The organism is Nocardia amamiensis NBRC 102102 (genome assembly GCF_001612745.1).
Classification (GTDB): domain Bacteria; phylum Actinomycetota; class Actinomycetes; order Mycobacteriales; family Mycobacteriaceae; genus Nocardia; species Nocardia amamiensis.
The window spans coordinates 1-11,085 of the sequence record NZ_BDBA01000282.1; the positions used below are offsets into that span (position 1 = coordinate 1).

General features: G+C 70.3%; 9 protein-coding genes and 1 pseudogene. 5 read left to right on the forward strand and 5 right to left on the reverse strand.

Features of this window, described 5'->3' with window-relative positions; all coding sequences use genetic code 11:
- Together NA4_RS35250 and NA4_RS35255 are read right to left on the reverse strand one after the other, a co-directional pair.
- Window positions 1-656 (reverse strand): FAD-dependent oxidoreductase (locus tag NA4_RS35250; protein ID WP_157129501.1); only part of this gene is annotated, 656 nt, incomplete at its 3' end.
- 267 nt (window positions 657-923) lie between these two features.
- Window positions 924-1,574: a hypothetical protein gene (locus NA4_RS35255; RefSeq protein ID WP_067479918.1), complete on the reverse strand. Its 651-nt coding sequence runs from the start codon at window positions 1,572-1,574 to the stop codon at window positions 924-926.
- 93 nt (window positions 1,575-1,667) lie between these two features.
- Here NA4_RS35255 and NA4_RS35260 point away from each other — a divergent pair, with 93 nt between their 5' ends.
- A complete protein-coding gene (locus tag NA4_RS35260; protein ID WP_067479920.1) occupies window positions 1,668-2,423 on the forward strand; it encodes a TetR/AcrR family transcriptional regulator in 756 nt (251 codons plus the stop codon).
- A gap of 65 nt (window positions 2,424-2,488) precedes the next feature.
- Here NA4_RS35260 and hemE read toward each other — a convergent pair whose 3' ends face one another.
- Window positions 2,489-3,544 (reverse strand): uroporphyrinogen decarboxylase, encoded by a 1,056-nt coding sequence (hemE, locus tag NA4_RS35265; RefSeq protein WP_067479921.1) that lies wholly within the window; start codon window positions 3,542-3,544, stop codon window positions 2,489-2,491.
- A gap of 133 nt (window positions 3,545-3,677) precedes the next feature.
- Here hemE and NA4_RS35270 point away from each other — a divergent pair, with 133 nt between their 5' ends.
- A complete protein-coding gene (locus tag NA4_RS35270; RefSeq protein ID WP_084497741.1) occupies window positions 3,678-4,316 on the forward strand; it encodes a DUF3000 domain-containing protein in 639 nt (212 codons plus the stop codon).
- Between the two features lie 137 nt (window positions 4,317-4,453).
- Window positions 4,454-5,680 (forward strand): annotated as a pseudogene (locus NA4_RS35275) (HRDC domain-containing protein); the annotation flags it as partial.
- A 48-nt stretch (window positions 5,681-5,728) separates the two neighbouring features.
- Here the strand turns inward: NA4_RS35275 and dxs are convergent.
- Window positions 5,729-7,627, reverse strand: a complete 1,899-nt coding sequence (dxs, locus tag NA4_RS35280) for a 1-deoxy-D-xylulose-5-phosphate synthase (RefSeq protein ID WP_067479923.1) — start codon at window positions 7,625-7,627, stop codon at window positions 5,729-5,731.
- Window positions 7,628-7,785: 158 nt separating this feature from the next.
- Between dxs and glsA the strand changes: the two genes are divergently transcribed.
- Together glsA and NA4_RS35290 are read left to right on the forward strand one after the other, a co-directional pair.
- The gene (gene glsA / locus NA4_RS35285) at window positions 7,786-9,651 is read left to right on the forward strand and encodes a glutaminase A (protein WP_067479925.1); all 1,866 of its coding nucleotides are present in this window, start codon (window positions 7,786-7,788) and stop codon (window positions 9,649-9,651) included.
- Window positions 9,652-9,718: 67 nt separating this feature from the next.
- The gene (locus NA4_RS35290) at window positions 9,719-10,393 is read left to right on the forward strand and encodes an SIMPL domain-containing protein (protein ID WP_084497743.1); all 675 of its coding nucleotides are present in this window, start codon (window positions 9,719-9,721) and stop codon (window positions 10,391-10,393) included.
- 77 nt (window positions 10,394-10,470) lie between these two features.
- On the opposite strand, the gene NA4_RS35295 is transcribed toward NA4_RS35290, so the two are convergent.
- The coding region (locus NA4_RS35295; protein WP_169811186.1) for a class I SAM-dependent methyltransferase at window positions 10,471-11,085 on the reverse strand (615 nt) is incomplete at its 5' end.

Below are 11,085 nucleotides of genomic sequence, written 5' to 3' on the forward strand. Positions count from 1 at the left end.
TAGCCGTCGCGGATTCCGCCGAAGACCGGCGCGTTCGACGGCGGCGGCAGTGCGGCGCGGACGGCCGCGGTGAGGCTGGGCGCGCCGTTGTCCAGGGCCGCGGCGAGCGTGGGCAGTGCGGCGCGTACGCCGATGGAGCGCGAGCTACCCGCGTAGACACCGCCGAGCAGCGGATCGACACTGCGTTCGGCGACCTGCGCGCCGAATCGGCCGGCGACCAGGCCGTAGACATCGGTGTCGGAACCCGGCTCCCAGGTCAGCGGCCGTTCCGGTTCGGCGGCGATCCGCGCCAGCGTCGCGGCATCGACCAGCCCGCGCATCGACTCGGCGTTCGCCGGGATACCCATCAGCGTGCTCTCCGGCAACGGGTGGGCGGCACCGCCCGACCACACCAGCGGCCGCAGCCCGGCGGGGGTCACCAGCTGTGCGTCGAGTCCGAGCTCACGCAGCAGCTCGGGCACCTCCGGCCGCCGCCCGACGAACGCTTCCGCTCCGAGATCCAAAGGCTCCCCGGCCAATTCGCCGGTGTAGAGGATGCCGCCGACCCGATCGGATCGCTCGAGCACGAGCAGGTCGGCGTCCGGGCCGAGCAGGGTCCGCAGCCGATACGCGGCCACCAGCCCGCTGATTCCACCGCCGACCACCGCGATACGCATACCTCGACCGTATCGTGCACCGCTACCGCGCCCGTCGAACGGTTGGCGCGCTGTGCCGCGCCCCACACCTCCGAGCTGGACAGGTTCCGCAGCACCGGCCGACAGGCGTCGAATTCGACCGGGTCATGGGCTGGATGCGGCAACGAGCGAGGTCCCGTCCGCAACACGAGCGGTCACGCTTGCCGTGCCGTGTCCACCGCACCGCCGGGTTCTCATGAGATTCGCCGGGCCGAAATGTCGTCCGGTGGCTCGCCGGAAACTCCATTCCTACGCCGGCACCGTCGTGGACGCGGTCCGGGAGCGCAGAATCGTCAGGGCGGTGAGGAGAATCCAGAGGATGGTCAGTCCGCCGGTGGTCGCGGTGGTGCCCCAACCGTTGGCGGCGTAGAAATCGGCCGGGTTGTTGCCGAAGAACATCGACGGCACGAAGCAGAGTTGAACCACCGCGAGCGCCGCGGCGCCGGTCGTGATCCACCGGGGCACGATCCCGGCCTCCGCGAACGCGAACGCGAAGGCGCCGAGGAACAGTGCCATCAACAGTTTCGACAGCGCACCGTAGAGCACATAGGTACCGGTGACCGCGATCGTCGGATCAAGGTCTTCCGGTGCCGCGATCGCCGCGCCGACCTCGAGCGCGGTAGCCACCGCCGAGACCGTCAGCCACATCACCCCGGCCACCGCAGCCACACCGCCGACCCAGGCGCGCACCGGGCCGGCGTGCCAGGCCAGCACGGGAAGCCCGGCCAAGAAGATCACCAGAATCGTGTTCCCCGCGAGCCCTGCCATGCTGCGCGTGACGATGTTCCAGTCCGGTGGTGGCCCGTCGTAGAGGAAGTAGAGCGGCAGCTCCACGAGTATCAGCACGGTAGCCAGCACGCCCGCGGAGCCGCTGACGCGCGTGATTGCGTTGTAGTTCAAGGGGGTCCTCCAGAACTTGGATAAGTTTATGTTCTAAACTATAGGTCATATACTAATATGGCGGAGCAGTCTGAGAAAGGGAGCGGCGGCAGCATGATCGAGGACCTACCCGAGGAGCTCGTACGCCTGTGGCGGCTCGGGCGCGGCTCCCACCGCGGCCGCCCAGCAGGCCTCGACGTCGACCGGGTGGTGCACACCGCCATCCAACTGGCCGATCGCGCGGGTCTCGCCGCCGCGACACTGCCGAAGATCGCCGACGAGCTCGGCGTCACGGCGATGTCGCTGTACCGGCACATCGGATCGAAAGAGGAACTACTCGTCCTGATGGGCGACGCGGCCACCGGGACGCCCCGCTACCCTTTCCGCGACGACGCGGATTGGCTTGCGGCACTGCATGATTGGGCGCTCGCACTACGCGCGGTCTACCACTCCCACCCCTGGCTGATCCAACTTCCCATCTCCGGTCCCCCGCGCGGACCCAACGCCATCGCGTGGATAGACGCGGGGCTGCGCGCGCTGCGTGAGACGACTCTCGACCCGGGTGCGAAGGTAAACGTGCTGACGGTGGTGAGCGGCTACGTGCGACAGGCCGACCTGTTGCACCGTCAACTCGAACAAGGCCGCGCCGCAAGTGGTTTGACCGAAGCGCAAACGAATGCCGCCTACGGGCGAGAGCTTGCGCGGCTCATCGACCCGGAACGGTTCCCGCACGCAGCGGAGCTCGTCGCGTCGGGCCTGTTCGAAGTCCCGCCACCCACGGTCACCGACGACTTCACCTTCGGGCTCGAACTCGTCCTCGACGGTGTCGCGGCCGCGGTGGAACGGTCGGCCGGAGGCACCGCGCACTGATTCCGATCCGGCGTGCGTAACCCCGCGGATCAAGTCGGCCGGTTACCGACCGCCCGCACGGGTCCTCACAGTTCGTGGACGAGCTCCACCAAGGCGGTCAGCGCGCCCGGGTCGGTGTCCGGGAGCACTCCGTGTCCCAGGTTGAAGATGTGTCCCGCGGCGCCCATTGTGATCGCCTCGTCCGCTTCGCGCACGATCCGGCGGGCCTGCGCCTCGATCGCCGCGGGTCCGGCGAACAGCACGGCGGGATCGAGGTTGCCCTGCAACGCTTTTCCTGGTCCGACGCGGCGGACGGCGTCGGTCAGCGGCACCCGCCAGTCGACGCCGACCACGTCGGCGCCCGCCTCGCCCATGGCGCCGAGCAGTTCGCCGGTGCCGACACCGAAGTGGATCCGCGGCACGCCCGCGTCGGCGATCTCGGCGAACACCCGCTCCGAGTGTGGCAGGACGAAGGTGCGATAGTCGGCCAGCGACAGCGCGCCGGCCCAGGAGTCGAACAGCTGCACCGCGTCGACGCCCGCCGACAGCTGAGCCTGCAGGAACGCGATGGTGATGTCGCTGAGCACGCCGAGCAGCGCGTGCCAGGTCTGCGGGTCGGCGTACATCATCGCCTTGGTGCGCTCGTGGTTCTTGCTCGGCCCGCCCTCGACCAGATAGGACGCGAGGGTGAACGGCGCGCCCGCGAACCCGATCAGCGGCGTCTCGCCCAGCTCGTCGACCAGCAGGCGCACGCCGTCGGTGACCGCGCCGACTTCCTCGGGACGCAGCCGTGGCAGCCCTCGCACGTCGGCGACCGTCCGCACCGGCGCCGCGACCACCGGGCCGACGCCTGGCACGATGTCCAGATCGATACCCGCCGCTTTGAGCGGAACGACGATGTCGGAGAACAATATCGCCGCGTCGACCTTGTGCCTGCGAATCGGCTGCAGGGTGATCTCGCACACCAGTTCCGGATCGAAGCACGATTCGAGCATCCCGATGCCCGCCCGCACGTCGCGGTATTCGGGCAGCGAGCGGCCGGCCTGGCGCATGAACCACACCGGGCGCCTGCTGGGCCTCGCGCCGGTGGCGGCGGCCAGGAACGGGGCATCGGTCAACCGGCGGCGGGTATGAGTGCTCATCACGGCTATCGTAAGCGGGCTCGGCGGCGGCGACGGACCCGGAGGCGGGAGTGGACTCCCCCGCCACACACCGCGTCGCGTCCAGCGGCGCGCCTCCGACCGCGCCGTGTGCACAAGGTCTACCGTCGCATTCGTGACACCGCTCGACTTCCGCGACGGCGCCGCACCGACCGAAGGGCCCCAGGGCGAGCCTGCTCTATTCCGCGCCGCGGTCGATGCGATGGGCACCGCTACCGTGCATCCCCGGATCGAGCTCGCGCCCATCCGGCCGCCGCAACGACTCGCGCCGTACTCCTACGCCGTCGGCGCGGAGGTCAAACACCCCGACGCCGCCGTGGTCCCGATCGACTCCGAAGGCGACGCGTTCGGCAGGTTGATCCTGCTGCACGACCCGAACGGCGACGACACCTGGCACGGCACCCTCCGTCTGGTCGCCTACATCCAGGCCGATATCGATGCCGCACTGGCCACCGACCCGCTACTACCCGAGGTGGCATGGAGCTGGCTGGTGGACGCGCTGGAGTCGCGGGCCGAACCGTTCACCGCGCTCGGCGGTACGGTGACCTCGACCAGCTCGGTGCGCTACGGCGATATCGCCGGTCCGCCGCGCGCCCACCAGCTGGAGATACGCGCCTCCTGGACTCCGGTCACCACCGAGATGCGGCCCCATCTGGAGGCATTCTGCGAAGTGCTGGCCTACGCGGCAGGCCTACCCCCCGCAGGGGTGACCCAGCTGCAGATGCGGCAGGGCTTACCCGGCGACCAACCGTGAGCACGCCCCGCCTGGGGATGCGACCTGGCCCAGGACCAGCGCATACCATGACCGGATGAGTCGCGGCCGCTCGATCCGGACACCGATGCGCCGATAGGACGGCGGCGCCTTCGAGTCGGCACGTAAAGTTCAACACCATGTCCGTACCACAAGAATCCGAACCCTCGGTCGCGACGCCCCTGCTCGCGCCTGCGGAGGGTGTGCCACCGGTACTGGACACCGCCGCCGAGATCAGCGCAGCCGCCGCCCGGCTCCTCGCGGGCACCGGACCACTCGCCGTTGACGCCGAACGAGCCTCCGGCTTCCGGTACTCGGCACGCGCGTACCTGATCCAATTGCGCCGCGCCGGCGCGGGCACGTTCCTCATCGATCCGATTCCGCTCGCCGACGGCCTCGCCCCGCTGGCCGAGGCGATCAACGAACTCGAGTGGGTCCTGCACTCCGCAGACCAGGACCTGCCCGGTCTGGCCGAGCTCGGCTTGCGACCGGCCCGGCTGTTCGACACCGAGCTGGGCGGACGGCTGGCCGGTTTCGAACGTGTGGGGCTCGCCGCGATGGTGGAGCGTCTGCTCGGCCGAGCACTGCGCAAGGGGCACGGCGCGGCGGACTGGTCTACCCGGCCCCTGCCCGACGACTGGCTGAACTACGCCGCGCTCGATGTGGAACTGCTGCTGGAGCTGCGCGACGAGGTCGCCGACGCCCTCCAGGCGCAGGGCAAGACGGAGTGGGCGGCACAGGAATTCGAGCACATTCGCACGCTGGATCCCCCCGCGCCGAAAGCGGAGCGTTGGCGGCGGACCTCGGGCATCCACACGCTGCGCCGCGCCAGGCAGCTGGCCGTGGTGCGCGAGCTGTGGACCGCCAGGGACGTGCTGGCAAACGCCCGCGATGTGGCGCCGGCCCGCATCCTCCCGGATGCCGCGATCATCGCCGCGGCCGCCGCGGAGCCGAAGTCGATCGCGCAGTTGCGCACGCTGCCGGTGTTCGGTGGGCCGCGGCAGCGCCGGTACTCGCGCGAATGGCTCGCCGCGATCGAACGCGGCCGCACCCTGCCCGACAGCGAGCTGCCGCCGCTGACTCAGCCGTTCGACGGTCCGCCGCCGGTCAACCGCTGGGAGCGCCGCGACCCCGCCGCTGCCGCGCGCCTGCTCAGAGCGCGGGCCGCGATGGGCGAGCTGTCGACCGAGCACGCGGTTCCGGTGGAGAATCTGCTCGCGCCGGATCTGGTGCGCCGACTGTGCTGGGACGGGCTGGCCGACTACGACGTGACCGAACTGTCCGCCTCGGTCGACGGATTCCTGAAGTCCGGCGGCGCCCGGTCCTGGCAGCGTGAGCTGGCGGTGCCACGGCTGACGGCCGCACTGCCGCCGACGGACCGCCTCGTGTTTCCCGCGGGCTCGTCCGCCGTGCCGTCAGCGAGCGGCGAGCCACCCGCTGATGCGCCGGGCGATATCCGGGGCGGTCAACCCTAGCTCCGCGTGCACTTCGCCACGCGAAGCGTGGTCCAGGAACTGTTGCGGCACACCGAGATCTCGGGTCGGGATGTCCAGGCCGGAGTTACGCAGGCGGGCCGAGACCGTGGAGCCGATGCCGCCGTGTAGTCCGCCGTCCTCCAGCGTGACCACGAGCCGGTAGTTCTCGGCGAGTTTGAGCAGTGTGTCCGATACCGGCAGCACCCAGCGCGGGTCGATGACGGTGACCGAAACGCCTTCCGCGTCGAGCAGATTCGCCGCTTCCAGAGCTACGCCCGCGAACGAGCCGACCGCGATGAGCAACACGTCGCCGTGCACCGCCTGCACCGAGCCGCCGTCGGGCTCCGCCATCCGCAGCACATCCACGCCGTCCAGCCGCTCAACCGCCGAGATGTCTTCGGCGACACTGCCTTTCGGGAATCGCAGCGCGGTGGGACCGTCGTTGACGGCCAGTGCCTCGGCCAGTTCCTCGCGCAGCGTCGCGGCATCGCGCGGCGCGGCGACCCGGATACCGGGAATGATGCCGAGCACCGACAGATCCCACATGCCGTTGTGGCTCGCGCCGTCGGATCCGGTGATGCCCGCGCGGTCCAGCACCACCGTCACCGGCTGCTTCAGCAGCGCCACGTCCATCAGCAGCTGGTCGAAGGCGCGGTTGAGAAAGGTCGAGTAGATCGCGACCACCGGATGCATGCCGCCGAGCGCCAGACCCGCCGCCGAGGCCATGGCGTGCTGTTCGGCGATGCCGACGTCGAACATCCGGTCCGGGAACCGCTCCCCGAACGCGGCGAGCCCGGTCGGCCCCGGCATCGCGGCGGTGATGGCCACGATGTCGGCACGACGCTCGGCGTGCGCGATCAGCTCCTCGGAGAACACCGACGTCCAGCCCAGCGCCTTCGGGCCGCCCACCGGAGCGCCGGTCAGCGGGTCGATCGGGTCGCAGGCGTGCATCTGGTCGGCGACATGATTCTCGGCCGGCGCGTAGCCGCGGCCCTTCTGCGTCACGGCGTGCACCACGACCGGTCCACCGAAGTCCTTCGCCCTGCGCAGCGCCGCCTCCAGGGCGGCGACATCGTGGCCATCGACCGGCCCGACGTACTTCAGGCCGAGGTCGCTGAACAGTTCCTGCGGGCTGACCGCGTCCTTGATCCCGGCTTTCACCGCATGCACCATCGAGTACGCCGATTCGCCCACCCGGGGGATGCTCTTCAGGATGCGCTTGCCCGCATCCAGCGCGTGCTCGTAGGCGGGCTGGGTGCGCAGCGCGGTCAGCCGGTCGGCCAGGCCGCCGATGGTGGGCGCGTAGGAGCGGCCGTTGTCGTTGACCACCACGACCACCGGACGATCCGGAGCGGCGGCGATGTTGTTCAGCGCCTCCCAGCACATGCCGCCGGTGAGCGCGCCGTCTCCGACTACCGCGACCACGTGCCGGTCCTGCCCACCGAGGGCGAACGCCTTCGCCAGCCCGTCCGCGTAGGACAGCGCCGCCGAGGCGTGCGAGGACTCCACCCAGTCGTGCGCGCTCTCGGCGCGGCTCGGGTAGCCGGACAGACCGCCCTGCTTGCGCAGCGAATCGAACTGCTCCTTGCGACCGGTCAGGATCTTGTGCACGTAGGCCTGGTGTCCCGTGTCGAAGATCACCGGGTCGGCCGGCGAGTCGAAGATCCGGTGCAGCGCGATGGTGAGCTCGACCACACCGAGGTTGGGGCCGAGGTGCCCGCCGGTCGCGGCGACCTTGCGCACCAGGAACTCGCGGATCTCCTCCGCCAGCTCGCGCAGCTGCGGCACCGTCAGCCGGCGCAGATCTTCGGGCGAGTCGACCCGGGAAAGCACTCCCACCTGAACTAGCTCCCTCCGGATAACGCGTCTGATCCGATCAGTCTACGGAGCGGTGGATGGCAGGCCCGCACGAGAACCATCACACCGACCGGCATCGCGCCGGAATGTGAGCTCGGCCGCAACGCCCGGACATACGGTACCCGGCCTAGAGTGGCAGGGTGGCCCAGCCCGAGCAAGTAGTCTCGCGGACAGTCGAACCCGGCGTCGTGGCGCGGATCGTCGACGAGGTCTACCGGCGCTGCCGCGGGGAAGACTCCGGAGCACTGGCCGACTACATTCCCGAACTGGCTGCGGTGCAGCCGGATTCGTTCGGCGTATGCCTGGCCACTGCCGATGGCCGGATCTACGGCGCGGGGGACGTCGAGACCGGATTCACCATCCAGTCCATCTCCAAGCCGTTCACCTACGCGCTCGCGCTGGCCGACCGTGGCCCCGACGCGGTCGCCGAGCGCATCGACGTGGAGCCGTCCGGGGAGCCGTTCAACGAGATCAGCTTGGATCCGGTGACGGCGCGCCCGCGCAACCCGATGATCAACGCGGGCGCGATCACCGCGGCCTCGTTGATCGGCGGGCGCGATCCGGTCGATCGTTTCGAGCGCGTCCGGCGCTGCTACTCCCGCTTCGCCGGACGCGAGCTGGCGATGAACGACGCGGTCTACGCCTCCGAGGCGCGCACCGGTTACCGCAACCGCGCGATCGGCTACCTGCTGCGCTCGTTCGGCGTCATCGATTCCGACCCCGACGAGGCGGTCGACCTCTATTTCCGGCAGTGTTCCATCACCGTGACCTGCGAAGATCTCGCGCTGATGGCCGCGACCCTGGCCGATAACGGGCTCAACCCGGCGACCGGGGAACGGGCGATCTCGCCGGCGCTGACCGAGCACGTGCTGAGCGTGATGACCACCTGCGGCATGTACAACGCGGCCGGCGACTGGGTCACCACGGTCGGTCTGCCCGCCAAGAGCGGAGTCGGCGGCGGGATCGTGGCGGTTCTGCCCGGACAGATCGGGATCGCGGTGTACTCCCCCCGCTTGGACGCCCACGGCAACAGCGTGCGCGGGGTGGCCGCCTGCCGCGAGCTGTCGCGACGATTGGAATTGCACTTCCTGCACGTCACGCGGGCGGCGCGGGCCGCGGTCCGGGCCGCGTACTCCGTGGCCGAGGTGCCCTCGCGATTGCGCCGCCCGGCCGAGGAGATCGCCCTGCTGGCCGAGCACGGACACCGCGCGCGGGTGTACGAACTACACGGCGACCTGTTGTTCCCCGGCGCGGAGCGGGCGGTGCGGACCATCGAGGCGCACGCCGGGGAGTTGGAGGCCCTGGTGGTAGATCTGCGCCGGGTCGGCGAGGTGAGCACGATCGCGGCGCGGATGATCGATGACTTGCAGCGCGAGCTGTCCTCGATCGGCGTTCGGGTGGCGCTGGTCGACCCCGACGCGCGGATCGCGCACACCGTCTCCGGTCTGCCTCCTGACGACCCCGGCCGACGGGTATTCCTCGATCGCGACACCGCGACCGAATGGTGTGAGGACATCGTGCTCGACAACCATCGACCGGCCGACGAACCAGTGTGTACCTCCATCGCGATCGAGGATCATCCGGCGCTCGCGGGCCTCGGCCCCGACGAACGTTCTCGTCTGGCCCCACAGTTCCAGGTGCGCACGTTCGCGCGTGGTGAGGTGATCACTGAGCGCGGTAGCGCGCGCTCGGGCCTGTATCTGGTTCTCGAGGGGCGGGTGCGCCTGACGTTCGAGGGGACCGACGGCCGCAGGCATCGGTTGCTGAGTCTGTCGCCGGGTATGTCGTTCGGCGAGATTCCGATGCTGGTCGGCACGCCGTTCGGGAGCGAGGCGCGGGCAGAAGCCGACGTTCGGGTCGCGGTGCTGAGCCCGGAACGGTTCGATCTGCTCTCCGTGGACGGACCCGAGATGAAGCTCGCACTGCTCGAACGACTCGCCGCCGGAGCCTTCACGCAGATCGACGCGGCGGTGCGGGCGATAGCGGCACGCGGGGGCGATTACTGAGCCGCGCGGGACCCCATCGCGCGCGACGACAGCGGCAATCCAGGCACACGATCACCGAGGAGAATCCGTGAGCGAGAAGTCCGATTCGGCGGCAGGCACCGTCACGACCTTCGGATACGGCACCGCCCGCGCCGTCCCGGACCTGATGCGGGTGACGATCTCCGTGGAATCGCGGGCGAGCAAGGTCGCGCTCGCCTACAGCAGGGCGGGTGAGCGTGTGGCCGCGGTCACGCGGTCGCTGCGGTCCGATGGCGTCGACGGCGCCGACATCGCCACGAGCGGTCTATCGGTGCAGACCGAGACTGTGTGGACCGAGGGCCAGGGCAACCGGGTCACCGGGTACCTCGCCAGTACATCGTTGACCGTGGCGTTGCGCGATATCGGGGACACCGCCGATCCCGGATTCGCCACCATCGTCGCCAACTGTGTCGAGGCGGGCGGCGACGACGTCCGCCTCGGCGGCCTGACCCTCACCTTCGCCGACCAGGAGTCCCTGCTCGCCCAGGCGCGCGACGCCGCGTGGGAGAACGCGCTCGCCAAGGCCGAGCAGTACGCCCGGCGCGCGCAGCGCACCCTCGGCAAGGTCCTCGAGATCACGGAGAACGCCGCCTCCGCACCGCCGCCCCCGCGCGTGCAGAGCGTCTCCGCACCGATGGAGATCTACCGCGCCGCCGCGGTCCCGGTCGAACTGGGCCAGAGCGAGATCTCCGCCGTCATTCGCATCACGTGGCAACTCGACTGACGCCGCACCGATCAAGGCCGAGCACTGTGACTCTAATTGCATCCGGTCGCGGTCGACTACCTCCGGCGGACCGTCCCTCAGCGCTCCAGCAGCGCAAGGCATTCGACGTGGTGCGTCGCCGGGAACGCGTCAAACGCGCGCAGGTCGGCGAGCCGGTAGCCTGCGGCCTGGTACAACCCGAGATCGCGGGCGAACGCGGCCGGGTCGCATCCGACGTGGACGATCCGCACCGGTCCGCTCGCCGTGACCGGGCCGACCACTTCCTTGCCTGCGCCCGCACGCGGTGGATCGAGCACGACCACGTCCGGCCCCGCCGCACCGACGTGCTCCACCACCCAGCGCTCCACCCGCTGGGTGCGCAGCTCGACCCAGGGCAGATCGCGCAGCGCCGCGGCGCCGTCCGCGACCGCGGATCGCGCGGATTCCACCCCGAGCACCACGCCGGTCCGGCCGACCTGCTCGGCCAGGCGCGCGGCGAAAACACCCGCACCGCTGTAGAGATCCCAGGCGCGCCCGCCAGGGTCGAGTCCCGACCACTCCGCGACCAGATCCGAATACCGTTGCGCCGCGCCCCGGTGCGCCTGCCAGAAGCCGGTCGCCGCAATCTCCCATCGACGGCCTGCCACGTACTCGACCGCGCGGCCACTGCCCGCGAACACCCATTCGTCACGCGCCGCGTGCGCGGCCGCCCG